Raw genomic sequence first — 24,687 nt, 5'->3', positions numbered from 1 at the left:
ATAGGTATAGTCTACAGAAGCTTCAACGACTGCCGCCTTCCTTGATCAGGCAAGCCCCGCTTCGCTTCATCATTCCCTTCAAAAAAGGATACAAAAAGCCGCCACCCGCACAAGTCCGGCTTGTCCGTGTGACGGCTCCGCGGCCTCTATCGTTTGAATCCGTCCGCTACAACACAGGCTACCCGCCTCATAGACCGCCGCAAGCATCAGCTTGAGCTAATGCCAAGCTTACCTGATGGCGGGAACGTAGGGATTGTTCTCCATCTCGTAGCCGATCGTTGTTTGCGGACCATGGCCCGGGTACACCCTCGTGTGCGGCGCAAACGTATAGAGCTTCCCACGGATGGAATCAAACAGGTCGCGCTCCTTGCCCCCCGGCAGATCGGTACGACCGACAGATTGCCTGAACAGCACATCGCCGGAGAACAGATGCTCCCCGCACAAGAAGCTAACACTGCCCGGAGAATGTCCTGGTGTATGATAGACGCGGAATTCCAGTCCGATCAGCTTCAGCAGTTGCCCTTCATCGAGCGAATACTCGGCCGGGTCTGTCGTCAGCGGTTCCGTCATCTCGCTCCAGCGCATCGAACCATTCTTCCTCGCATCGGTCAGCCAATCCGCCTCCAGATCATGAACATAGACAGGACATCCGCAGGCCTTGCGAACCTCCTCCACACCGCCCATATGATCGAAGTGGGCATGCGTAAGCAGGATGGCCTCTACTTGCAGTTGCAGCTCCTGTACCTTGGCAAGCAATCGCGCCGGCATCATGCCGGGATCAATAATAATCGCCTTCCGATCCGGCTCGGTAGAGATCAGATAGGCATTGGTCTGCAGCGGCCCTAGTGCAAATGCATCGATTCTCATCAGAATGACGAGATAAGCTCTCGCAGCTCTTTCAGAATAACTGCCTGATACCCCGTGCCTTCGCCATAACGGCGACCCATCTCCTGGCGCGCCTCCGCCAGCTTCTCCTGATAATCCGCCGCAGCGCGATCCGGGTTTGCCAGCTTGAACGCTGTCATCGCCTCCTGAACATGGGCTGGACGCGGCCCCCACTGTCCCAGTACATAACCGCCCGTATCAGCGAAGATGACGATCGGCACGGCCTCTCCGCCCATCGTCAAAAATTGCTCCATCGTATCCTGATGCTCTTCCTTGATCAGCACCTCGGTCGGCACGCCGCTAATCTCCAGCGCGCGGAATACAACCGGGATGTTCTTGACGACATCCCCGCACCATTCGGCCATCAGAATGAGGCAGCGCAGATCATCGCGGTTATTCAGCGACTCAAAAAAAGCCTTCTCCTCCTCGTTAGGCCATGCAAATTCGTCATAGAGCGAAACAAAAGTATCCTTATTGCGCACCATCGTATCCATAAACTGCTTGGGGCTGATGCCTTTGTTTAATTTATTCGCAACCTGCTTGCTCATACGCTTCTCTCCTTGATCAATATGTAGTCTCCTTCTTCGCCTCGCTCGCCATGCCCAATGGGCTGGTCCGGTCGACAGAGCCAGAAGGTAAAATAACTGAAGTCAACTTGAATCTCCTTATTGTACCATATAAAAACAGATGCCAACAAAAACACATGATTTGTAAGTATTAGATTGTTTTGCTGCGGCTACGCAAATATTTAATGAGGAAATAGAGGATAGCAAGCGCAAGCGCGACAATAACAAAAGGCTTAATGTATGGCCCAGCCACCTCATCAATCTGTTCCCAGCGGTCGCCCAGTTGCATCCCCAAATAGACGAACATAATTGACCATGGGAGCGAAGCGAGCGCTGTCAGCAGTGTAAACAACCCGAAGTTCATTCTTGCCATGCCAGCGGGGATCGAGATTACCTGGCGCATAACCGGCACGAAGCGAGCGGTAAACACAATGCCTGCGCCATACTTTTTGAACCATCCCTCAGCCACATCGACATGCTTTTGCTTAATCTTCAAGTACTTGCCATACTTGTCCACAATAGGCCTTCCACCGAATCTGCCGATGGCGTAGAGCACCCAGTTCTGTCCTATCGCTCCAAGTGTGCCGAATACAATCGCCATCACAAACGATACATTGCCCTGAGAGACGAGGTAGCCTCCGTAGGCCAGCACGATCTCGCTCGGAATAACCTCCAGCATCAGTCCCAGAAAGATTCCGAACGCTCCCAGACTCTCCACCCACAACAACAAACTATGTAATACATCTGATATCCAGTCCATCACTTCCGCTCTCCACCTTCTCTCTCCTTTAGCTTCTCCTGCAACTCCTCATCTATTTTATCATATACACAGAGCATCGTTCTACAAGAGTCATGCCTTGACAAGCCTAAGCATATAATCAAACCAAGCTCTTAGAGCCTGAAGAAGAGCGCCACACCATTACGTGGAGGGAGTATGATGTCCAAGATATGGATTGTTAGCAAAAGACAACTTCGAGCCGTTGGCCTGATCTCGCTCACGGTTCTGCTGGCAACGGGCTACCTGCTCTGGAGCAGTAAGGATAGCCCGGCATCCGGTACGATGCCAAGCGAGCAAGTCTTTCACCTCGTCACCGGAGAATTCAAGACGACAACAGAGAGCGGAGAAGAACTGGAGGTCTATCGATTCGACCCAGGTACACTCTATATCCGCAGAGGACAGCCAGTGCAGCTCAACATCACCGGCGTGAACGGCAAGATACATCCGTTCGTCATTGAAGGGCTGAATATTCAAGGCGAGGTGCGTAAGGGCAAGATTACTACCGTGCGTTTCACCGCCGACCAGCCGGGCACCTATCCGATTGTGTGCCTTACCCATACAGAGCTCAAGAACGGCGGGCCGATGATCGGCTATCTCGTCGTACAGTAACCCTCTCCAAGAGTCCGGCTGCCGGTGCAGCGTTTGGGCTCTTTCTTTTTCCCTCTGTCAACTTCGGCTGTTTGCCGCTGTCCGCTGTGTCGCGGATGCCCTCTAGCTCCTGTGCTTCCCAACACTTCTGTTGGTGTCCAGGGTCCGCCTATGCGCATATGATGTGTTCAGAAGGAGAAGGAGAAGGAGGAAGTGCCATGAAGCCATCAAATGAAAAGCACAAGCCGCACTACCCGACGGCCCGCAACATTCGCCGCGCCTGCAGCAACGAGCTGTACCGCACGATCAAGCGGCTGAAGCTCTATGTGCCCAAGGAAAAAGCAGACCAGGCAGAGACGCTGTATTATCGCAAGGTGCTGCTCAATCTGCAATGGATTACCGAGCATCACAGCAACCGCAAGCTGCTCGCAGACTGGTGGGATGAGCATGTTAGCGAGGAGATTGCCGAGCTATGGTGCGTTGACCGCTCCAGGCTGTGCAGCGCATTTCGCGAATCCTTCGGAGGGTAGCCTGGCGCGTGAGCACACAAGAGAAAAACCTGCGATTAGCCTGGAGTGCAGGCGTTGTCGCAGGTTTTTGGAGCTGTCTGTGAGGTAGTGTGGTCAGATGATGGGGCTGCTATGGGGCAAGCGAAGCCTTAGCCGATAATCGCAAAGGCCTCTACGCCCGCAGGAATCGACCGCTCGCGGAACTGTACGCCTGCCGAGCTGAATACACGAATAACGAAATTGCGGTTGGTCAACGTCGGAATGCTGCTGAATCGGACGACGCCATAACGGTCAAAGGAAGCCGTCTGAACAAGCGTCCCTCCGCTATATATTCTTGCAAAAAATCCCGTCGTATCAAATGGCACCCCGTTCGTTTGCACCCACAGCACCGTCAGACGGCTCAGAGTCGGGCCGGTCTGGTTCGACTTGGCGATCGGCTTGACACGGCGCGGGATGCCTCCCTTGGCTCCCGCCTTATCCTTGAGCGGCGGTCTTACCCTTGCAACTGCCATGATTCCCTCTCCTCCCTATCGCTTTCATACATCCTATTCGGTGGATGCAGCTTTGGATTGGACGGATGGCGCATGGGCATTACTTGGCTCCCTGCAGCAGCCCCCTGCTATATTCCGCATATTGCTGAGCCAGTAGCGTCAGCTCAAACCGCCGGTCATTGGCAGTATGTGAACGTTCCGCCAGCTCGCGTGCGAGCTGCTCATAGCGCGCATACAAGGCAAGCGCTGCAGAGGCGGCATAGCCGGACTCCTGCTGCTTCTCTTCCATGGCGAGCTGTCGAGCCAGCTTCTCCATCTCGATAACAGCCCTCGTCTGCCGTTCCTTATTATAACGATCGCGCTGCAACGCCAGCTCCATGTAGTGCGCTGCCTGCTCCCAGGCGCCCGATTCCGCATGGCCTATCCCCAGCTCCCATAGCAGGTCGGACGATTGTGGCGAGTATCGCAGGCCATCCTCAAGCAGCTCAAGGCGGGCAGACGGCGCAAGCAGCGGCGCGAGTGCCAGCCGACTCTGCTGCTCGTAGGGATTCAGCCTCAGGGAGCGCTCCAGCGGCTCCTGCCGCTGCGAGAGCGGCAGACGGCTGGCCTCCTCATAAGCCGCCTGCGCCAGATGCAGACGGAGCGCGATCCCCGCGCCCAGGAGCAGCCCTAACGCCAGCACGGCCAGACCCGTTCGCTTAGCGAGCCGCCTCCACCTGCCAGAACGATGCACGCCAGCCTCTTCATCCACAGCAGAAGCGACACCCGGCCCGGAATCCCAAGCTTCCCTTTCAGAGCGCTTGCGTTCACGGGATGGGCAGGCTGGAGTTGGAGGCAGGCATACCGGGTCGCCCACGCCTATCGGCCTTTCCTCAACTATTAGCGTATTATTCACCCGCGATTGGACTTGTCCACTGCCGCCTGCGGCCTCCTGCGGAAGCATATACAGGGCGAGATAAGCCAGCAGCAGCATCCAGTAGAAGCCGAAGGCATTGTCCAAATCGATCGCGCCATGCGCCAACAGCACCAGCGGCGGCAGCGTCCAGATGAAGGCGGAGCGGCGGCTCACCGCGATGAGACTAAGGAGCAGGGCTACCGCCAGCAGCGCCAGACCAACTGCGCCAAGATCGAGCAGGATGTCCAGATAAGCGCTGTGCACTCTGCTGCCGACATAGGGCTGCTGCTGGATGCGCTCGAACTGCACACGCCAGGCACCGCCGCCGAAGCCTAGCCACGGTGATTCGCGCCAGAGCCGCAGCGCATCCTCATAGAGCAGCCGCCGCGCGCCGGCTGTCTCATATTGGCCGCTGCCAAGACGCCCGCCCAGCGCCTGCGGCAGCAGCCAGAGCGCTGAGCCGACCACTGCGGCGAGCGCGCCCCAGCTCCAAGCGCTGCTGGCGAGCACGCGGCGGCCGCTGCGCGGCTGCTGGCGCAGCGGTTGGCGCAGTGCCAGCAGCAACGCGGCGCCACCCAGCGCCAGCGCAATGACGAGCGCGCTGACCGCAGGCGGTGCGACGTGCCCCTGCACAGCGGGGCTCTGCTGCACCAGCACGCGGCAGAGCAGCACCGCGCAGAGCAGCGAGCCCGCTGAGCAACGCAGCAAGGCAGCGCGTTCGCCTCCGCGCATTACGAGCAGCGTGCATAGCCAGCCGAGGGCGGTGATGAGCCAGGCGCCGCGCGATTCGGTCAGCAGCAGCGCTGCCTGTGTCGGCGCTAGCAGCAGCGCCGGGAGCAGTACCTGCAGTCGCGCTGGGAGGCGTCTATTGCCATGCCATCCGCTTGGCAGCGGGCGTACAAGCTGCAGCAGATACCATACGAAGAAACTGCCCAGCACAACGGCCAGCATGTTCGGGTACTGAAACAAGCCCGCCAGTCGATACCCAAGCGCAGAGATCTGTGCATTGCCACTGCCTAGCAGTGCCTTCGGAAGGTGGAGCCACCCAAGCCAGCTCCCAAGACCCGTCCAGACGATTGCCCCTCCGGTAAGCTGAAGCGCCAGCAGCAGGCCAAGCCTGCCGCCCCTACACGAGACCGCATAGCAGGTCAGCAGGAGCCAGGCGCCGCTGCTTGCCCAGCGCAGCGCCTCCGAGATCGTATGCTGCATGGATACCGGCTCTTGAGCCAGATGCAGCAGATAAGCGATGGATAACAGAAATGGCCAGCCTGCAAGCAGCCTCTCCCATGGCGGAATACTGCGTCGCAGCCGTGGACAAGACCTTCCGCCCCATGGGCTGACACTGCCCGTTGCGATGCTGAAGACGAGCAAGCACGCTGCGGATAGCTGAAGCGAGGCCGCAAATCCATAATAATCCGCATCGAAGTACAAGCCGTCCCTCCAGGCTCCTGCCAGAAGAGCGACAAGCAGCAGCATGCCGACAGCTTGGGAAACTCCGCTTTTAATCATCCTATCTTCCTCCAGACCGGCAGCAAGGCAGCAAGCACATCGCGCGCCAATAAATTAATAGCTGATTGTCATGCTCCGGCACATCACTCACACCATAACGCAAAAAACAGCTTACCTTGCGGTAGCTGCCTGGCCACCCGTACCAGTACGGGAATCTATGCATAATGTTACGGTAGCCAGGCTGCCAATCATTCCGACATTGCTGCCGCAAGCGCATCGAAGCTGCTTCCACAGCGTACCTGCGCATTGAATTATAAACTACACTTACCAGCATTGTTGCCCGATATTGTGCGGCTTATAACGAACCTTAGACCCTATAGCTTTGCGTCCTTGCCTTTAGACAAGTTTGCCTTTTTCGTATAATTCATTACCGACCCTTGTCGGCTGCACGTACTAGAGAACCTTGGAGATCATCAGATGGAGACTGTCCTTCAGATCAATCTCATACGGCTCCTTCACCTTCGTCCCATCCGCCTCCTGAATAATGCGCACTGTCGGGCGGTGGACAGCCAATGAATCATTTGCACTGACGACTCCGATCTGACCCGAATTAAGCTGTATGGTCGTTGCAATCGGATAAATCGAGATATGCTTGCAAAACAGGCGAATCAGATTGACGTCAAAGTATGAATTACCTGCAGCAAATAAATATTCGATCGCCTCGGACGGCGTATAGCGCGGGCGATGTGGACGCGGCGATGTCAGCGCGTCATACACATCTGCAATGGCGACAATCTGGGCATACTCATGAATCTCGTCCTTCTTCAAGCCTCGCGGATAGCCTGTCCCGTCATAGCGCTCATGATGCTGTAGCGCGCAGTGTGCCGACAGCAGCGATAGATCATACTGGTGGCGAAGCAGATTAAAGCCCTCGACTGTGTGCTTTTGCACGACCTGCATTTCCTCTTTCGTGAGCGCTGCCTTCTTCTTCAGCAGCTCCTGCGGCACCTGGGTCATGCCCACATCGAACAACAACGCCCCGATGCCCAGATCCTCAAGCTGATTGCGGTTATAGCCTTTGGCGAGTCCGATAATACCCGCCAGTACAGCGACATTAACAGAATGCTGAAACAGGTACGCATCACTGGTATGAATCGATTCCAGATTGACCAGTACCTCTCGACGCCCCATAAGATCCTGCAGGATTTGCCCGAACACATTGCGAAAGGTGCGTCCAAGCTCTGGAGCCACAGCTCTTCCCTTGGTCGCCGGGTTATCCATAATGGAATTCATCGTCTTATACACAGAATCCACTGCATTTTTGCGCGTCTCCTCGCGAATAACCTCCTCCGGCATAATGTCATCCGTTACATGATCCTCAATGAATACATAATCGACCCCCATATCACGAAGTCGATCGATAAAGCGATCATTTAATTCCACCCCCAGACCTAGCAGAACGTGTCCGTTCTCCCGCAGAACTGGTTTGGCCAGCCGTTCTCCCGACCGGACTGACCCGATATTCACTCTTCTCATTGTTATCGCCCTTTTCGATGCTGGATTAAGAAAGGCCTACAACCTGGCATACAGGCTGCGGGCTCACATTAGTGGCAAGCAGGCGGTAACAAGCCCAAGCTCTCCTCAGCCTGCAACTGGCATTGGACTTGTAGCGGCGCCTCATTCAACTGGCAAGCAGACCTTCAGCTCCCCCTTCAAAGGCTGCTCGCTGCAAGAGACTGCACGTCTCATGCTTTTCTATACATGGAGACGATCCGATTTCGTCCACCGTTCTTTGCTTCATATAAGGCCGCATCAGCTTCAGAGAACAGCTCCCTCAGATACGCCTTCGGATTATCAACAGAGATGCGTCCTCCCTTGTCGATAGCCAGCATGCCAAGACTGATCGTCACTCCGATCGGTTGATTGCCTTGTCCAGGTTGAATAATATTGAATTCCACGGCCTCCTTCACGCGCTGTGCAAGCAGCATCGCCTGCTCTTGATTGGTATGGGGCAGATAAACAGAGAACTCCTCCCCGCCATAGCGGGCTAAAATATCCGTCCGGCGCAGCGCCTTCTTGACAACCGCAGCCGTGCTGGACAACACCTCATCGCCGATAATATGCCCGAATCGGTCATTGACATTTTTGAACAGGTCGATATCAAACAGAAAGATCGCAAATGGAATCTGGTATCTCATGTTCGTCATCACTTCATGCTCCAGTTGCTGCATCAGATAGCGTCGGTTGTAGCAGCCGGTCAAGCTATCTGTTACCGCCATTTGCTCCAGCATTTGGTTCGTTTTATATAGCTCGTCCTGCATTAATATCAACGCCCGGTTGCGCTCCAGCAGCACCTCATTCTGACGTTGTGTAACGTCTACCTGACGACGAAGCTCCGTAATATCCTGAAAGGTAATAATCCGGCCGAGCAACAGCGTGTTCGAATCGAATATCGGCGCTGTATAGATGGACATATGCGTATCATTGCCCAGCGTAATCTCGACCTGCGCTCCCTCCGGGCTGCGCTGCTCGTACTTTGACAGAAATACGTCCATATTCCCGACAATATGCAAGGGCGCCAAGAAGCGGGACATATCCAAAATATCGCCTGGTCGCAGATTGAACAACGGCCTGAGCACCGAGTTGATGTCTACTACAATTCCATGCTCATCCAGCACGATGATTCCTGTGCTCATGCTGTCAAACACATCTTTCTGATCCAACTGTACTACGTGGAACACCTTGTAGCCCTGGATAGCAATGAGAAAGTATAGCCCGCAGAGAACGATTCCCCATGAAGTCAGGCCGTTAACCTGAGTGAACTTCTCCTCCATGAGCACATTGACTACAATATCGGCACAAGCGAACACACATATGATCATCATGCCGACAGCAGCCATCCCGAACTGCAGCCGTTGCCTTGCCGTCTTCGCTGTGCGGGAAGAGATATACAAGTGATAGAGCGATACCATCACATACAGCAGCAATGAAAACATAGTGAACCAGAAGAGCGGCCCATACTGCCGCTGCCTGAATGCTCCATCAATCGCTTGAACAAACCAGCCACCCGGATTGAATAGCACCCCCGCCGCCGATAGCATACCGGGCACACTGAACCAGAAGAGTGTTTTTCTCGTCACCAGATAGGACTGCCCGCTTAAATAAAATACAAAAATCAGCCACCCCAGTCCAAGCAGGGACAGGCCGACAAAAGAAATCTTCAAATAAACGAGCTGCATCATAGGATTTTCCGTTGTCGAAACTGCGAATTGGCTGATTGGCCACAGCATCATAAGGAAATGAAAGACCAGGTAGACCTTATGTAGAACTGTGATGGTATTTAGCAGAAATATGATGGCAAACATTACAAACAGAATGACAAAAAAGAGTAACTCCGACCATACTTCAAGTCCCACACGTTTCACCCATTCAACATAATCTCTTATTACTCTGGGACTAAAACCTGCATTACTTTGTAATGCTTGTTGCTATTCTAACATATTACAAAAATGATGGACAGAAGTATAGCTGTATTGCCACCATTTTTTTTAGTAACTTTCTTATATTTTAATGGTCCGGGCTTATTCAGATGCGTCCCGCTCATTATGACCTGTACTCGAAAGGCCCCCTTGGCTAGAGCTTAGGCAGACGGTCGCCAAGATGCCTCTCCATATAGGGCGATGCCTGAATGCTGTCGCGAAACCGAACATATTCCTCCCACTTGCTGCGGCGGTCAGCGCCGGGTGACTTGAATGCCCGAATCATCAGATTTTTCGGCGTGTGCTCCGGATCAATAAACTCCAGCACCTGAGTTTTGTACCCTACCACCTCAAGCAACTGAGTGCGCAGGGCATCCGTTGCCAGCGCAGCGAATCGCTCCTTCAGCAAGCCGTGCGACAGTAGGGGAGTCATCGTCTCGCTCTCAATCTGACCATACAGCTCATGCTGGCAGCATGGCACAGACAGAATGACGGATGCATCCCAGTGTACCGCCTTGATTAGAGCCGCATCCGTTGCCGTATCGCAAGCATGAAGCGTAACGACCATATCAACCTGCGCGTGCCCTTCATACTCTGCAATATCGCCATGCTTGAATTCCAATCCGCTGTAGCCGAGCCGCTCAGCCAGACTGGAGCATAGCGAGATAACATCCGCCTTCAGATCCAGACCGACAATGCGGATGTCGAGCTGATGAATATGCACCAGCAAATGATACAGCGCAAAGGTCAGATACGACTTGCCGCATCCAAAGTCAACAATCGTCAGTTGCCTGTCCGTCGGCAGATGAGGCAGCACATCGGATACGATCTCCAGAAACCGGTTAATCTGCCGGAACTTATCCTGCTTCTTAGCATGAACCCTCCCATCGCTTGTCATAATGCCCAATTCAATCAGGAAGCGGACGGGCGTCCCCTCCTCCAGCACATAACGCTTCTTCCGGTTATGCTCAAGAGGAAGCTGCTTAGCCGATGTTGTTGCAGGCTTGCGCAGAAGCGCAGCCTTTCCCTTCTTGCTAAGCAGAAGCTGCACATCCGCCTCACTGGTCTTGAACAGCGCTTGCCGATAGCTTTGCTCCAGCAGCTCTGCCGCTCTGCGGGCGGCCTCCTGCGGCAGCAGATTGTCATGTGTCACCTTGCTTTGCTCGTGATACTCAAATTGATAATGCAGCGTCCCCTTCAGGCTGACTGGACGAATCATCGTCCTAAGCGGATAGCCTGCGTCCTTGCGGCGCGGCTGGCTAAGCGTTGCCTGATGGAGACTGTGCTGTTCAAACCATTGCTGTACCTGCTGCTGCCAATTATCCATGATTTATCCCTACACTCCTTGTTGATTCCATTGCAATTCCAGTTGCTCCGTTGCCTCACGGATTTCGCTGCGCGACAGACCGCCTGCCTCCAACTGCTCATCCTCCAACTGCTCCAGGCGGCGATAGAACCGCTGCGCCTCCACCGCCTCCAGAGCGCCGTCCTCCAGCAGCTCATACAGCAGATCCTCTGCCTTGGCGAGTCGCCCATTCACCTCATGCCAGCGCAGCAGATGCCGGCCGAGCGGCTCCGGCAGCTTATAGGGCGCAAGCAGCCGCTCCAGCTCCTGCGCTTCCTCGTCCGGGTCGGCAGCGGTCGTACCGGAGCGATCCAGCGAGCAGCGGAGAAATAGATGCAGCGCCCGCGCCCTGAGCGCAGCCGCCCGCTCTTCCTCTCCCTCATCCTCGCAGATCGCGGCCCTCTCCCTGAGCAGAAGACCAATTGCTTGCAGGCTTGGATAATCGATGTTGCCGCTGCGGGTCATCAGATGAATGATGTCCTCAGGCGACAGTGACTCCAGCAGCCGGGAATTCAGACGGAAATAGCGGTCAAGCAGCTCATCTATCAGCTCCAGCGCTTCCTTGGACTCCCGCTGCTGGCGCAGCCCCATGATCTTTCCCATCGCCTCACTCATCTGATGTATCATCCGCATCAGGTAATCTCGTTGGAACATCCTCGTTCACGCCTTCCTATAAGACCCCTATAAACCTCTGTACCGCTTCTGCAATCGAATCCGCAGCCTCCAGCATACCCATGTGCCCGGCTCCCTCGGCAATATGCGTATACACCTTAGGCTGGCCTTCTGCGGTATGCAGCGTGCTATCGATCGGGACAATCTGATCTTGGGCTCCGGCAGCTAGCAGTACAGGCACTGCTGCATTCCTTAACAGGGCCGTCCGGTCGGGCCGCGCCTTCATACCGAGCGCAGCAGCAGCAGCCCCTTGAGATGAAGTCTCGTAGCCGATAACCTTCACATGCTGCACCAGCTCAGGCATCTCCTCCAGATGGAGCGGAGCGAACAGCTTCGGCACCAGATTATCGATGAAGGGCCGAATTCCCTCCTGCTTGATCGTCTGCACCGCCTTGTCTCGGTTGTCCTTGGCGGCATCGCTATCCGCCAGCGCCGTCGAATGCAGCAGCGCCAAGCCGTTGAGCCGCTGCGGATACTTCTCCAGCGCGGCCAGAGCAATGTAACCGCCCATCGAATGCCCAATCAGCGCTGCCTGCTTCAGCTCCAGATGGTCGAGCAGCTCCAATATATCGGCCGCAAAGCTCTCCATCTCGTACACCTGCCCGTTCTGGGGCTCGGATACGCCATGTGCGCGCAGATCAGGGACGACGACTCGCGCAACCTCCTTCAATTGCGGGAGCAGATCGGCCCAGTAGGCAGAGCTTCCGCAGAATCCATGCAGCAGCACCACAGTTTTCAGATGACCTGCAGCGCTGCCGCTATCATAGTAAGCAAGTCTGAATCCATTTTTCAGTCGAATATATTGGTCAGTTAATGTTGTTTTCCTCATACTAAGATTCACCCGCTTTACATGGAATGGTCTTGACGCCCCCATGCCAGCCTGACAAGCTCCGCCGTCTCGGCGGCCATGTTCATGACGGTATGGAGCGAGGTGGTCTGCAGTGTCATATAAGGTTTCGGTCCAATCGTATTCACTACGCCTGCTATACTATAGTTACCCAATTGGGGAAAGATTGCACCGGTTGCCTGTGCCGGACGCAATGGCCCCTCTGCCGCCAGATACATTCCGACAGAGCCCGGCTTCCCCAGACAAGCGTCAATCGCCACCACCACTTTGTCTTGCGGCAGACGATCCTCGATCTGCTCCAGCATGCGGGCATCGCATGGCTCCTCCATCGTGCCGATGACATGCGGCCAGCCCTGACGCCTTAGCATCGAGCCGATGAGCGGCCCGAACGCGTCGCCAGTAGACCGGTCTGTGCCAATGCATAAGAACAGTACCCTGCCGCGCTGCGGATAGCAACGAGCGATTCCTGTCAGAAATTCCAGCAGCAGCTCCCCATCCATTCTCTTACGGAGAGGCTGCGGCGCTGATTTCAGTTCGTTTAGCCTGCGCTGACGGCAACGCTCCTGATCACCGTTTGTCCGTATGCGCACTGATTTCAACCTCTCTCCCCCCTCTCCCTGCAAGGCTACAGAATGCCTGTTCAACAGCAGCCGCCATAACACTTCATGCGACGGCCTCTATGCATTCCCGCCTAAAAAAGATTAAATCTCGTTGTTCTATTGTAACTGATAACGGATTAATCCATCAATCCAAAACACGCAAACAGCAGCCGTCCCGGCCTGCAACAATTGCCTGCCAAAAGAGCCGCTGCCATAGCATGAGGATGGTAATCATGGTAAAATAGCTTGAGCAATGGCACACTGAAGGGATGATGTGATCGTGACCAATCTGAACGAGGCAACACAGGAAAATGTGGAATGGATGATTGAGGCCATCAAGTCCAAGCTCAAAATGGCTACCGCCGCCGCGATGCAGGCTTCGCATTTCAGCATCGACCGCTACGAAGATATTAAGGAGCTGTACGACGTAGTTGCAGAGAAAACCGCTTTCAGCATCAGTGAGGTAGAGGCGCTCGTATCCGAGCTGGGCAAGCTGCGCAACAAATAGGGACAGGGGGCCGGCTGCAGGATGTATGCAGAGGGTACTTAGCAGCCGGCCCATAATATGGGCTACTAGGTCGTATCTGAACACCCGTTCAAGGGCATCTCTCCCCGCCTTTTCGCCCCATGCTGCGTTGCTTTTTCTTGACGTACCCCCGGTACGCCTGCGAAAATGCGCCTTGCCTGGAACGAAAATTCGGCCAGATCTGTTCCGTTCAGAGTGTTCAGACACGCCCTAGAGTCGGCCTGCGGCCTCCTCGGCTGTAGCTGCTACAGCCGCTTCATACCGGCTTTCAGCCACGGAGCAGACAAGACGAATATGAACCTGCTTGTTCTCTCCCTTGAGAAACTGAGCAATTCTCTCTAAGCGGTCTGCGACCTCCGCGCCTGTCAAGGTCAGGTTCAATTGATAGTCAAAATGATCGCCGCGCGGCTCCTGCATAGCATGAAGACGATCCGCGCCATAGCCGTGCTGCCTATAGGCTTCGTCGCGTACAGCAGACAGTTGATCGGGATAGAACTTATCTGATTTGTTCACGACCTTATCGTAGATGCGCAGCTTCTTCAAGAGCATGTAATATTGTGCGGAGTGCTTGAAGCCCCAGGCATCGCGGATGTCCTTGAGCTTGTATTGCATCTTCCAGCGCTTCAGCTTTTCAACCTGCTGTTCTTTTTCCAAAGCCATAAATTCCTCTAGTGGGAGTATTCCCGCTTCCATTCGTTTTCCTCCTGATATTTTCATATTTCCGCAGAGTCGTTACTTGGCTTCTACAGTCTCAGACGGTGGCGCTGTGCAGCCTTGAGGGCACGCCCCCATCTGGCACATTAAGAAGACCATACCGAGCTTTCGCCCTGCAGCGGTTGAACGCTGCACCTATAAGATGATCTTTCTGGCAAGAGATTAGAGGTTATTCCTTTTAATTCTATTAAATCTAATTCAAACCATAATCGATCAGATATTTCACATCTATAGAGTTACGCAAATGACTCTGCATACTAATTATTTCGTTATTTACCCATTAATTCCTTCTTTATCACAAAAAAATACCCCAAGTGCTGTTAAAACAACAAAAACAGGCACTTGGGGGTTCGTAATACTTAGTTCAATAGTCTTAGAGTTCAGCAGGCTTAGGCTTCATTCAGCCCAGATGCCAGCAGAAATTTGCGGAACGCCTCTTGTCCTTCTGCGGTGCGCTTGAATACTCCGGCATCATGGAGAACCTCCATGAACTTATTCCCCGTCTCCGCCTGGAGCACAGCAGCGGCTTGCTGAGGACTCAGCGCTGTACCGTACTTCTTCTGCAGCTCGTTAATCCATGACGCATGGGCATGCAGCGGATGTCCTTCTTCAGGCAGGCCGCTGCCAAATACCGGCTCACCGCTTAAGGCTGCGGCAATCTGTTCCAGCTCCTCCTTCAGGCGACCTGGAAGCACAGCCAGCCCCATGACTTCAATCAGGCCGATATTTTCCTTCTTCACATGATGCAGATGACGATGCGGGTGGAAAATCCCATCCGGGTGCTCCTCGCTCGTGCGGTTGTTGCGCAGCACCAGATCCAATTCATAGCTGCCGTCATCCTGCAGGCGAGCGATCGGCGTCACCGTATTATGCGGGATCTGTTCACCGTTGCCATCTGTGCTCCACGCCGCAATATCTGCCTCGGCATCGCTGTACCCTCTCCAAGCATTCAGCACATGCTCCGCGGCCTCCAGTATCTCTTGCCTGTCTGCTCCTTGCAGACGCAGCACGGACATCGGCCACTTCACCGTGTGGAACTGGACACCAGGAAATTGCGAATGAGCATAGGTATGCTCATTGGTCGCTACCTGCATCGCAAAGGTGTGCCTGCCCGCCTGGAAGTGATCATGATTCAGGATCGAGCCGCCCACGATCGGCAGATCGGCATTGGAGCCGATAAAGTAGTGTGGGAACTGCTCGATAAAGTCGAGCAGCCGCGCAAAGGTCAGTGAAGAAATCTGCATCGGCACATGCTCGCCGCAAAAGACAATACTATGCTCATTATAATAAACATACGGAGAGTACTGGAAAAACCAGTCTTCATTCTGAAGCTGCAGCGGCAGCACACGCAGATTTTGCCTGGCGGGATGGTTCGCTCTTCCCGCGTAGCCAACATTCTCCTTGCAGAGCAGGCATTTCGGATAATGAGCCTGAGGAAGCGTCTTGAGCAGCGCGATCTCCTTCGGGTCCTTCTCGGGCTTGGAGAGATTTATCGTAATCTCAAGCTTGCCATAATCCGTCTCATGTACCCACTGCTGGTTTTTGGCAATCCGATCCATGCGGATGTAGTTGGAGTCCACGTTCAATTGATAGAAATCATCTGTTGCAGCCACGACGCCCTCTTGCTTCACAAGCCTGCGGAAACGAGCCGCCGTCTCGGATGGGCGAGGCATCAGCAGCCCCATAATCCGCGCGTCCAGCAGGTCGCGCCAGGTTGTCGTGTTGTCTGGAATGAGACCGATCTGCGCCCCGTAGGTCAGCAGGACATCCAGCGCCTCCAGCGGGGAATCCGGCGCCTCTCCCGGCGCCGTCTCCTCCAGCGGCTCGCTGAAGCCTAGCAGATCAAGCAGTGCATTGCGGGTATAGGCCTCATCCAATGGCTCGATCAGCCCATGCTGCAGGCCAAAGCGCACCAACTGCTCGATCTGTGCAAGCGCCTGCTCAGCCGTTACTGCCTGCCTCGCTGCTTGCCGCTCTGCGGCTTGCTGCTCTTGATTCATGATGCGTGCTCCTTTCGCCTGTATGCTCTATTTGGAATATCCGTTCGGATGATGAAGATGCCAGCTCCATGAGCTTGCTATGATGTCCTCCAGCTTGCTGCGTACCGGATTCCAGCCCAGCTCTGTACGGGCACGCTGGGACGATGCAACCAGCTTGGCCGGGTCGCCAGCGCGGCGTGCCTCGACGACAGCCGGAATGTCGCGTCCAGTCACCTGGCGGGCAATATCGATCACTTCCTTCACCGAGAAGCCCTGGCCATTGCCCAGGTTGTAGACGGCGCTGTCGGAGCCGCTGCTCAGCTTGTCAACCGCCAGCACATGCGCGTCCGCCAGATCGCTCACATGGATGTAATCGCGGATGCACGTTCCGTCCGGTGTGGCGTAATCGTCGCCAAATACGGAGATATGCGGGCGTTGCCCGAGCGCTGCCTGCAGTACAATCGGAATCAGATGCGTCTCCGGATTGTGATCCTCGCCGATCTTGCCGCTCTCATGCGCACCTGCGGCATTGAAGTAACGCAAGGAAATCCATTTGATGCCGTGGGCGATGTCGAACCACTTCATCATCTTCTCCATCGCCAGCTTCGTCTCGCCGTATGCATTGGTTGGCAGCGTGCGGTCATGCTCGTCAATCGGCACATTCTCCGGCTCGCCGTATGTGGCCGCCGTCGAGGAGAAGACGATCCGCTTCACGCCATGCTCCTGCATCTTCTCCAGCAGACATAAGGTGCCGTACACATTATTATGATAATATTTCCCAGGCAACTGCATGCTCTCGCCCACCAGCGAGTTCGCTGCAAAGTGAATGACTGCATCGATGGAATTCTCCGTGAATATCCGATCCAAAATGGCGGGATCGCGCAGATCCCCCTCGTATAATGTGCCCCCAAGCACCGCTTCTCTATGTCCTTGCTGCAGATTGTCCAGTATAACGATAGATTCTCCACGCTCCAGCAATGCAGCTACTGTATGAGAACCGATGTATCCTGCTCCTCCAGTTACCAAAACCGCCATGGTCTGTTCCTCCTTAAATAGTGAAATGCGCATCACACAAGTTGCTCCAGACTCATCGAGCCTTCCGTGCCTTATATAGGTTGCTCCAGGCTTATGAAGCCTTCCGTGCTATTGCAATTGCTCCACGCCATTGCCGATGGTGCATACATAAAAATCCGCCTTCAGACCCGTGGCCTGCTCATACTTCTGACCCACCTCTTGAATGAAGCGATCCACACTATCCTCATGCACCAGCGACACGGTACAGCCGCCGAATCCGGCTCCAGTCATACGTGAGCCGAGTACTCCTGGCACCTGCCGGGCCGCATCAACGAGCGCATCCAGCTCCGGGCCTGTCACTTCGTACAGGTCGCGCAGCGAGTCATGGGAGTCATTCATCAGGCTGCCGAACGTTTCCAGATCATTATGCTTGAGCGCATCGACAGAGCGCACGACGCGGGCGATTTCTTCGACGACGTGGCGCGCACGCTTTTGTACGGTTGCATCTGTGATGAGCTCTGCATGCGCATTGAATTGCTCCACCGAGATAAGGCCGAGCAGCTTCAAGCCGGGAAACGCACTCTGCAGCGCTTCGACTGCGGCATCGCACTCGCCGCGGCGCTCATTGTACTTGGAATCCACCAGCCCTCTGCGCTTGTTGGTGTTGCCGATGACGATCTTGTAGGCTCCGCTGTTGAACGGCACCAACTGATATTCCAGCGTGTCGCACATCAGCATGATCGCATGATCCTTTTTGCCGTTGGCAACGGCGAATTGATCCATAATGCCGCTCTTCACGCCATTGAACTCATTTTCCGATTTTTGCGACAGCAGCGCGATCTCGACCTTATCCGTCGGATGTCCGCTTAGCGTCAGCAGCGCATAAGCCGTCACTACCTCAATCGAAGCGGAGGAGGACAATCCCGAGCCATTGGGAATCTCGCCGTGGTAGAGCAGATCGAAGCCGCATGGTATGGCGTAGCCGCGTGATTGCAGCTCGCGCACAATCCCCTTCGGATAGTTCATCCAGTCATCTGCCTCATCATAAACGATAGGCTCCAGCGGCAGCACCTTGCGCAGCTCGAAGTTAGTGGAGGCCAGCCCGATCTGCTGATCGTCGCGCTCGCGAATCAACAGCGTCGTGCCGAACGTCAGCGCTGCCGGGAATACATAGCCCCCGTTATAGTCGGTATGCTCGCCAATCAGATTCACCCTGCCTGGAGCATGAAAAATATGCAGGCCCTGCTCGGAACCACCGTAAATATCCAAGAAACGCTTCGTAAGCTCTTTATGATCTGCCATCTGTGAACACCGCTTTCCATCAATTTTTTGTATAACGTATAGAATCACCCGATTACCTTTAGTATAGTCGAAGCAGCAGCACAAATTAAATGGCGCGATGTGGTGTTTATATGGACAAATGTGACTTCTTGTTGAATTCTTGATATAACAGAGATAACGTGCAAGAAGTACGATAACGAATGGGGGCAAGGTCCAATGAAGGAGATGACCTACAGCGTGGTATCCAATCCTTCGGCGCTGTCTCAGCAAGGCTCGCTGCAGGTGCTGTTTGCGGGGGAAAGCCAGACGCGGCCGCTGCACAAGCTCGGACCGCGCGTCTATGATTTTTATTTGCTTCATCATGTGCTGTCCGGCAGAGGCACCTTCACCTCGATGCAGCACAGCTATGCCATTGAAGCAGGCCACTCCTTCCTGATCGAGCCCAGCCGACTGGTCAGCTATGAAGCGGATGAGCATAATCCCTGGCGCTATCGCTGGGTAGCCTTCGGTGGAGAGCAGGCCGCAGAGCTGGTGAGGCAGGCCGGCTTCAGCAAGCGCCAGCCGCTTGCGATGAATGGAAGCCGGCGGATCGCGGTGCTGCTGCATCAGATTCAGTCCGCCTTTCGTCAGCGGAAGCCCTCGGCTCATCTTCAGGCGGCAGGCTGCCTGATGCAGCTCATGGCGCTGCTCGCCGAGGCTGCCGAGCCGTCCTTGCAGGACCCGCTGCGCCCTGGCGATGAAGGGGAGCTGCTTGTCCAGCAAGTGATCCGCTACCTGTCCACCCAATATACCGAAGCGGTGTCCATCGAAGCCATGGCGGAGACGCTTGGCTATAACCGCGCTTATCTATCCCGCTTATTCAAGCAGCGCAGCGGCCTTGCGCCGATGACCTTCCTGCTCAAGCTGCGCGTAGACAAGGGCCGCCTGCTGCTGCGCGAGCGCCCCGAGCTGACTATTGAGCAGATCGCATCCTCAGTCGGCTTCCACGATGCCCTCTATTTCTCCAAGCAGTTCCGGCGGTTTTACGGTCATTCGCCGACCGCCTACCGCGAGGCGATGCGACGGGGTCAGACCCCGTCGTAATCGCTGCGTAAGCCAGCCCCCTTAACATGGCGGGCTCCACTCCGTCATGCGGCATGCGTCAGGCGGCATGCGGCATACGGCAAACAGCCTACAGCATACATCATGCGTCATGCATCAGGCGGCATGCGGCAAACAGCGTACAGCATGCGAGCATACATCAAACAGCGTACAGCATACATCAGGCGTCATGCATCAGGCGTGCGCCGCCGCTGTGACGGCTCGCCCCGCCGCACCCGCTGGCAACAGCGCGAGCTAGAAGCGCACACGGGGATAGCGTTCCCCGTAGCTTAGCGTCGCGAGCGCCTCCATGCGGCCGATCTCGCGGCCCATGGCATCGAGCCTTGCGGCCGGGAAGCTGCTGCGCACGGCCGCGGCCAGCCGGCGCGGCCCGTCCGCATGCTGCGGGCCGGCCGGCCCCGCGGTGGCGGCGAGCGATTCGAGAATCGCCGCCACCGCCAGAGGCAGCGCCTCCTCGCAGCCGTCTGCGATGCTGACGGCTACCCCCAGGCGCTGCTGCCGCAGGGCGAATGCATATACGCCCTGCTCTACGCTGCTGGCGATGACATTCGCATCGCCAAGCAGCGTCGCTGACAGCCGCCCCGGACCCTCAACCAGGTCCGGGTGGCGGTTCATGGCGGCGGTCACGCGCCGCGCCGCCGCCGCAAGAGCGGCATCCGCCCCGTCAGCTTGCGGGGCGGCCAAGCGCGCATAGGCGAGCGCGAGCCGCCATAACGGCAGCGCCAGCGCCGGGCTGCCGCAGTCATCTTGCGCTACGCTCAGCGTCTGCTCTTCTATCGAGGCACAAGCCGCCACGCATTGCATGACCTGCTGCTGGGCCGGATGCCCAGGCTCGGTGTAGCCATCCTGCGTACAGCCTAGAGCGCGGCTTAGGACGAGCGCGGCAATATGCCGCCCTGCCGCCGGATGGTACAGCCGGCGCTGCGGCTGCTTGCTGCACATCAACTCCATGCGGCGCTTCGTATCAAGCGGGTAGACAGCAGGCAGCGCGAGCTCCGCTTCTTCGATGCCATGTTGCTGTAGCAGCCTATCCAGCCTGCTGGTCTGCTGCACAGTGCCCTGCTGCCGACCCGCCAGCAGCGCCAGCGCCGTATCCTCCGCCTTGCCCGCACCAGCAACACCGTGCAGCACGAGCGGCAGCGCTGCCAGCGGGTTCACCGCTGAGCCCATCCATACGATACGGCCGGGATCGCCGGCCCAGGCAAGCAGCCTTCCGCCGGCATCCACAACAGCGATATGACCGACATGCACACTTTCTGTCCATTCTCCTCTAATCCGCTGTACGATCGGCGCGCCATCTTTTTTAAGACCGGCTCCCATAAGCTTCACCCCTTGAAGATACATCGTGTTGAAGTCCTTGCCCTACATGGCGATACTTCTGAAGAGCACCCATGGGGCAACCTTGTAAATGGACAGCCTCCGGGTGTATGATTAAATCAGATTACCGGGAGCTGAATGCTGGCAGCTATATCATATGTATTCGATTCAGCAGCAAAAAAGCATGCCGACCTGCGCAGGCCGCATTTTCTCCCTTACTCGGCGGGGCGCTGTCCCCTTGCTTTCGTTGCCCGTCCCCCTGTCATGATTCATATCTCTGTAGCCTGGTTAAGAACAAGACAAGACACAGATGAACCAATTAAGGAGATGAGCGTTATGAGTAATGAGATGAACACAACCAACGGGAACAGCTATCTGAAGGGCGCCTTGATTGGCGCAGTGATCGGCGCTGCAGCCGCCCTGCTGTTCGCTCCTAAGTCGGGTCGAGAGCTCAGACAGGATATTAAAGTGAAGGCATCCGAGGCGGGTGACGTCATCAAAACGGCGGCGAACACGATCTCGGACACTGCCTGCGATTGCGCCCATACAGTAGGTCATCAAGCCTCCCAGATCAAGGAGAAGGTGCAGAGCATGACCGACAGCCTCCGCTCCAGAGCAGCCAACAAAGCCGCGGATGTGCAAGAGGATATCGCTGAAGCAGCGGATGCGGCTAGAGATTTGACCGAGCGCGCTGCCGAGCATACCGAGCAAGTGATTGATGCTGTGGAGGAGAAATCCAAGAATCTGCTGGAGCAGTCCTAAGCACGCTAATCCGGTCATCTAACTCGTTCATCCATTTCCCGGAATCATTCTCAAGTAGATGGATCATACTAAGGGTACTTCTAAGGAGGTGCGGAGGATGGACAAGCAGCAAGCTCCCGCCACGCAGCCGGAGCGATCGCTCGGCCAGGCTGGTGCCGCGCATCGGCCGATCGAGACAGCGGAGAACGGCTCGATGGTGCAGAGCATTGAGGATATGAAGCGACTCGCCCATGATATGGAGAGCGTCCCTACCAATAGCGAGCTCAAGGAAGAAGGCTTGGTTTCCGATCCGATCCAGGACGAATGACGTTAATATATACAATAAAGTCCAAGAATGCCGCATCGCAGCGCACATTCTTGGACTTTTTCATGTTACACAATTTGCTGGGCGCCGTGACTTCGGAAGACCGCCTCCACCTTATCCAGCCTTCCAAGTCCGCCTCCGACATCACTGGCATCCTCATCCGTCTCGACAATAACGGCGATCGCTCCCGCCTGAATCGCCTGACTGCAAGCCTCATGCTGAGGCTTGTCCAGTCCAAAGCCGTCCAGCGCCCGCTCCATTGTCGTGCCAGCATCCATATCCTCATAGCGGACAGCACCCACAGCCGGAAAGGCTCCCAGACCGGAGCTGGAGCTGCCAGCAGTGGCCCCCATCGAACCGACGATATAAGCGCCGTGAGATGGCTCCTGCTCCAGCGTCTGCGCAATATCCATCAGCTCGTCGGCATGGACACTCGTTTCCATCTCGATCCTGCGCGTATGCTCGCGGTTTTTGCCGATTACCGTTATTTCGCCAGGAGCGAAGCCTTGCTCTGTAAGTGCCTTCAACGTCTGAATTGCTGCTTCCTGATTCGGAAATAATGCCAGCCTTTTGCTCATGCTGTATCCCTCCTATGGTAAACTAGATTCAACCCGTCGACACTTTAGATATACCCCAATTGACGGGGATGTAACCATAAGCCGTCTCCATAACCACACCTGTTTCAACCTGCACGTTTCAGGTTAAGCATCCATAGAGCCCCTATGCGGACTAGCCGCATTTCGTTGTGCCTTCGCCATAATGACGATGTTCATCGTAAAGAAGGCATGGACAGCAGCAATCATTAGCGAATGCTCGATGATTCCAGACTGTACCCGAGCACTGCGCCGCCTGCCGGCATGATACTATGAATCAGGAGAGGGATATATGAATCAGCAAGATAAATTCCATCTGCGCACCGAAACGACAGAGGGCAAATGCACCGTATACGTTAGCGGAGAGTTCGACCTGGAGGTTGCCAGCCAGATGCGCGCGGCGATGGCGCCATTGATCGAGCTGACCGACCGCGAATTGATTCTGAATTTGAAGGATCTCCAATATATCGACAGCACTGGAATCGGAATACTGGTCTCCGTACTGAAGGCTCGGCATGCCAGTCAAGCCTCCTTCTCTGTGGAAGCCATCCCTCCGACTATCCGCAAGCTGTTCGATATGACAGGTATTACACCGTTTCTGCTTCGGCATTCTTAGTGGTTAGACCCGGGCATGACTGTGCAGTTACATTTAATTAGATAGAAAGGATCGAGGAATAAGCGATGAAAGCAATCGAGGAAGTAGTACAACTTCACGTTCCGGCTACCGCAGAATATGTGGATTTAGTCCGGGTTACCTTGTACGGAATAGCGGCCAAAATGGGATTCTCTTATGAGGACATCGAGGATATGAAGGTAGCTGTATCAGAAGCATGCAATAATGCAGTGCTGCACGCCTACAATCATGAAGCTGCAACCAGTAGTGAAGAGCGTCGAATGCATATTGAATTTGTCAAAAGCCCTCATGCGCTCTCGATCGTCGTTCAGGATAACGGACATAACGCCATTGCTCTGGCTGAGGCTCCGCGAACCTCCCCGCTGCTCGGCAAGAGCATTGAGGACATCAACTCTGGCGGCTTGGGGCTATATCTGATGCAGGCCTTGATGGATCAGGTCGAGGTGCTCAGCGAAGCCGGAACCCGGGTAACCTTAACCAAGCGCCTGGTCAGGAGTGAAGAATTGGCATGACGAACAGGCCCGCGAATTCGTCTTCGTTCTGCCCGGTCTCGCTTATTCTGGATTACCAGAGCCACCCGAGCAACGAAACGGCAACCCAGCTGATTGAGCATTATGAACCGATGGTTCGAATGGCAGCCGGCAAAATTTCGCGTAATCGACCGGATTTGTTTGAGGACTTGTATCAGGTCGGGCAGATGGCGCTGCTGCGTCTATTTGAGCAATTCGATACCTCGGTCGGCATGCAATTCGAACCTTACGCCATGAAGAGCATTATCGGACATATGAAAAATTATTTACGGGACAAATCTTGGTATATTCAGGTTCCCCGCCGTGTGAAGGAAAAGGGCATCGTACTGCAGCAGGCGGTTGACGAGCTGACCGTGAAGCTGGAGCGCTCGCCCAACGTAGAGGAAATTGCCCAGCATCTGGGGCTCAGCTATGAGGAGACATTGGAAATATTAGCGGGCAGAGATTTGTATCATTATGTGTCGCTCGACACGCCCATCTCTGAGGAGGAGAGCCATACGACACTTGGCGAGCTGATCGGAACCCAAGCGAATGACTACGATACGGTAGACAAAAAGCTCGATCTTGTAGCCGCCATGTCCTGCCTCAAGCCAGAGGAGCAGAAGGTGCTGCTGATGGTATACGAGGAGGGTTTGCCGCAACGCTCCATTGCCGATCAGCTCGGCGTCTCGCAGATGAGCATCTCCCGCATTCAAAAACGAGCCATTGACAAGCTCAAGGCGTTTTTGACGGAGGAAGGTAACCATAAGCCCTACTAAGGCATAAGCCAGCCAATTAGAACCCGCTCAGCGACATTATTCACGCCTATTTTGGCCTGTGCTGCGTTCCG

The 24,687-nt window shown here is 55.3% G+C and carries 26 protein-coding genes and 1 riboswitch; of the genes, 9 read left to right on the top strand and 17 right to left on the bottom strand.

Annotation, left to right across the window (positions count from 1 at the left end; all coding sequences use genetic code 11):
* Window positions 1–228: 228 nt before the first annotated feature.
* The 3 genes from ACY1JZ_RS08940 to uptA form a co-directional block, all read right to left on the bottom strand.
* Window positions 229–867, bottom strand: a complete 639-nt coding sequence (locus ACY1JZ_RS08940; RefSeq protein WP_462628916.1) for an MBL fold metallo-hydrolase — start codon at window positions 865–867, stop codon at window positions 229–231.
* The gene (locus tag ACY1JZ_RS08935) at window positions 867–1,433 is read right to left on the bottom strand and encodes a thioredoxin family protein (protein ID WP_462628915.1); all 567 of its coding nucleotides are present in this window, start codon (window positions 1,431–1,433) and stop codon (window positions 867–869) included. The genes ACY1JZ_RS08940 and ACY1JZ_RS08935 overlap by 1 nt, the downstream gene beginning before the upstream one ends.
* 169 nt (window positions 1,434–1,602) lie before the next feature.
* Window positions 1,603–2,211, bottom strand: a complete 609-nt coding sequence (gene uptA, locus ACY1JZ_RS08930; protein ID WP_270165174.1) for an undecaprenyl phosphate transporter UptA — start codon at window positions 2,209–2,211, stop codon at window positions 1,603–1,605.
* Window positions 2,212–2,388: 177 nt separating this feature from the next.
* Between uptA and ACY1JZ_RS08925 the strand changes: the two genes are divergently transcribed.
* Both ACY1JZ_RS08925 and ACY1JZ_RS08920 read left to right on the top strand, forming a co-directional pair.
* Window positions 2,389–2,838 carry a cupredoxin domain-containing protein gene (locus tag ACY1JZ_RS08925; RefSeq protein ID WP_462628914.1) on the top strand — a complete coding sequence of 150 codons (450 nt, stop codon included), beginning with the start codon at window positions 2,389–2,391 and terminating at the stop codon, window positions 2,836–2,838.
* A 197-nt stretch (window positions 2,839–3,035) separates the two neighbouring features.
* Window positions 3,036–3,347, top strand: a complete 312-nt coding sequence (locus ACY1JZ_RS08920; RefSeq protein ID WP_462628913.1) for a dehydrogenase — start codon at window positions 3,036–3,038, stop codon at window positions 3,345–3,347.
* Window positions 3,348–3,475: 128 nt separating this feature from the next.
* Here the strand turns inward: ACY1JZ_RS08920 and ACY1JZ_RS08915 are convergent, their stop codons facing one another.
* The 8 genes from ACY1JZ_RS08915 to yyaC form a co-directional block, all read right to left on the bottom strand.
* Window positions 3,476–3,838, bottom strand: coding sequence for a hypothetical protein (locus ACY1JZ_RS08915; protein WP_270165180.1), 363 nt, complete (start codon window positions 3,836–3,838; stop codon window positions 3,476–3,478).
* Between the two features lie 79 nt (window positions 3,839–3,917).
* Complete coding sequence (locus ACY1JZ_RS08910; RefSeq protein ID WP_462628912.1) at window positions 3,918–6,221, bottom strand: O-antigen ligase family protein; 2,304 nt, start codon at window positions 6,219–6,221, stop codon at window positions 3,918–3,920.
* 168 nt (window positions 6,222–6,389) lie between these two features.
* Window positions 6,390–6,582, bottom strand: a riboswitch (cyclic di-GMP riboswitch).
* Window positions 6,583–6,614: 32 nt separating this feature from the next.
* Window positions 6,615–7,697 carry an HD-GYP domain-containing protein gene (locus tag ACY1JZ_RS08905; RefSeq protein WP_270165184.1) on the bottom strand — a complete coding sequence of 361 codons (1,083 nt, stop codon included), beginning with the start codon at window positions 7,695–7,697 and terminating at the stop codon, window positions 6,615–6,617.
* A 209-nt stretch (window positions 7,698–7,906) separates the two neighbouring features.
* Window positions 7,907–9,577 (bottom strand): histidine kinase N-terminal 7TM domain-containing diguanylate cyclase, encoded by a 1,671-nt coding sequence (locus ACY1JZ_RS08900; RefSeq protein ID WP_462628911.1) that lies wholly within the window; start codon window positions 9,575–9,577, stop codon window positions 7,907–7,909.
* Window positions 9,578–9,794: 217 nt separating this feature from the next.
* A complete protein-coding gene (locus ACY1JZ_RS08895; RefSeq protein WP_462628910.1) occupies window positions 9,795–10,967 on the bottom strand; it encodes a class I SAM-dependent methyltransferase in 1,173 nt (390 codons plus the stop codon).
* 9 nt (window positions 10,968–10,976) lie between these two features.
* Window positions 10,977–11,639, bottom strand: a complete 663-nt coding sequence (locus tag ACY1JZ_RS08890) for a DUF6483 family protein (protein ID WP_270165187.1) — start codon at window positions 11,637–11,639, stop codon at window positions 10,977–10,979.
* Window positions 11,640–11,655: 16 nt separating this feature from the next.
* Window positions 11,656–12,486 (bottom strand): alpha/beta fold hydrolase, encoded by an 831-nt coding sequence (locus ACY1JZ_RS08885; RefSeq protein ID WP_462628909.1) that lies wholly within the window; start codon window positions 12,484–12,486, stop codon window positions 11,656–11,658.
* A 17-nt stretch (window positions 12,487–12,503) separates the two neighbouring features.
* Complete coding sequence (yyaC, locus tag ACY1JZ_RS08880) at window positions 12,504–13,094, bottom strand: spore protease YyaC (protein WP_462629061.1); 591 nt, start codon at window positions 13,092–13,094, stop codon at window positions 12,504–12,506.
* Window positions 13,095–13,383: 289 nt separating this feature from the next.
* Here yyaC and ACY1JZ_RS08875 point away from each other — a divergent pair, with 289 nt between their 5' ends.
* Entirely contained in the window at window positions 13,384–13,611 is a 228-nt protein-coding gene (locus ACY1JZ_RS08875) for a DUF1128 domain-containing protein (RefSeq protein ID WP_462628908.1), read from the top strand.
* Between the two features lie 228 nt (window positions 13,612–13,839).
* Here ACY1JZ_RS08875 and ACY1JZ_RS08870 read toward each other — a convergent pair whose 3' ends face one another.
* From ACY1JZ_RS08870 to ACY1JZ_RS08855, 4 genes are all read right to left on the bottom strand, one after another.
* Window positions 13,840–14,322 carry a hypothetical protein gene (locus tag ACY1JZ_RS08870; RefSeq protein ID WP_462628907.1) on the bottom strand — a complete coding sequence of 161 codons (483 nt, stop codon included), beginning with the start codon at window positions 14,320–14,322 and terminating at the stop codon, window positions 13,840–13,842.
* A 410-nt stretch (window positions 14,323–14,732) separates the two neighbouring features.
* Entirely contained in the window at window positions 14,733–16,343 is a 1,611-nt protein-coding gene (locus ACY1JZ_RS08865) for a UDP-glucose--hexose-1-phosphate uridylyltransferase (RefSeq protein ID WP_462628906.1), read from the bottom strand.
* Window positions 16,344–16,370: 27 nt separating this feature from the next.
* Window positions 16,371–17,357, bottom strand: coding sequence for a UDP-glucose 4-epimerase GalE (galE, locus tag ACY1JZ_RS08860; RefSeq protein ID WP_462628905.1), 987 nt, complete (start codon window positions 17,355–17,357; stop codon window positions 16,371–16,373).
* Between the two features lie 108 nt (window positions 17,358–17,465).
* On the bottom strand, window positions 17,466–18,638 hold the full coding sequence (locus ACY1JZ_RS08855; RefSeq protein ID WP_462628904.1) for a galactokinase: 1,173 nt from the start codon (window positions 18,636–18,638) through the stop codon (window positions 17,466–17,468).
* Window positions 18,639–18,833: 195 nt separating this feature from the next.
* On the opposite strand from ACY1JZ_RS08855, the gene ACY1JZ_RS08850 reads away from it, so the two are divergent.
* Window positions 18,834–19,700: an AraC family transcriptional regulator gene (locus ACY1JZ_RS08850; protein ID WP_462628903.1), complete on the top strand. Its 867-nt coding sequence runs from the start codon at window positions 18,834–18,836 to the stop codon at window positions 19,698–19,700.
* Window positions 19,701–19,952: 252 nt separating this feature from the next.
* On the opposite strand, the gene ACY1JZ_RS08845 is transcribed toward ACY1JZ_RS08850, so the two are convergent.
* On the bottom strand, window positions 19,953–21,038 hold the full coding sequence (locus ACY1JZ_RS08845; RefSeq protein WP_462628902.1) for an asparaginase: 1,086 nt from the start codon (window positions 21,036–21,038) through the stop codon (window positions 19,953–19,955).
* A 333-nt stretch (window positions 21,039–21,371) separates the two neighbouring features.
* Here ACY1JZ_RS08845 and ACY1JZ_RS08840 point away from each other — a divergent pair, with 333 nt between their 5' ends.
* Complete coding sequence (locus tag ACY1JZ_RS08840) at window positions 21,372–21,797, top strand: YtxH domain-containing protein (RefSeq protein ID WP_462628901.1); 426 nt, start codon at window positions 21,372–21,374, stop codon at window positions 21,795–21,797.
* A 97-nt stretch (window positions 21,798–21,894) separates the two neighbouring features.
* On the top strand, window positions 21,895–22,104 hold the full coding sequence (locus ACY1JZ_RS08835; protein WP_462628900.1) for a hypothetical protein: 210 nt from the start codon (window positions 21,895–21,897) through the stop codon (window positions 22,102–22,104).
* Window positions 22,105–22,169: 65 nt separating this feature from the next.
* Here ACY1JZ_RS08835 and ACY1JZ_RS08830 read toward each other — a convergent pair whose 3' ends face one another.
* Window positions 22,170–22,679 carry a general stress protein gene (locus tag ACY1JZ_RS08830; protein ID WP_270165211.1) on the bottom strand — a complete coding sequence of 170 codons (510 nt, stop codon included), beginning with the start codon at window positions 22,677–22,679 and terminating at the stop codon, window positions 22,170–22,172.
* Between the two features lie 307 nt (window positions 22,680–22,986).
* Here ACY1JZ_RS08830 and ACY1JZ_RS08825 point away from each other — a divergent pair, with 307 nt between their 5' ends.
* From ACY1JZ_RS08825 to ACY1JZ_RS08815, 3 genes are all read left to right on the top strand, one after another.
* Entirely contained in the window at window positions 22,987–23,310 is a 324-nt protein-coding gene (locus tag ACY1JZ_RS08825; RefSeq protein WP_270165213.1) for an STAS domain-containing protein, read from the top strand.
* A 65-nt stretch (window positions 23,311–23,375) separates the two neighbouring features.
* A complete protein-coding gene (gene rsbW / locus ACY1JZ_RS08820) occupies window positions 23,376–23,840 on the top strand; it encodes an anti-sigma B factor RsbW (RefSeq protein WP_270165215.1) in 465 nt (154 codons plus the stop codon).
* Window positions 23,837–24,616 (top strand): sigma-70 family RNA polymerase sigma factor, encoded by a 780-nt coding sequence (locus ACY1JZ_RS08815; protein WP_270165217.1) that lies wholly within the window; start codon window positions 23,837–23,839, stop codon window positions 24,614–24,616. Before rsbW ends, ACY1JZ_RS08815 begins: the two co-directional genes overlap by 4 nt.
* Window positions 24,617–24,687: the final 71 nt, after the last annotated feature.

It is taken from the genome of Paenibacillus sp. J5 (genome assembly GCF_054955055.1).
Note: the sequence above shows the minus strand (reverse complement) of the source record. Positions and strands in the feature narration are given on the sequence as shown.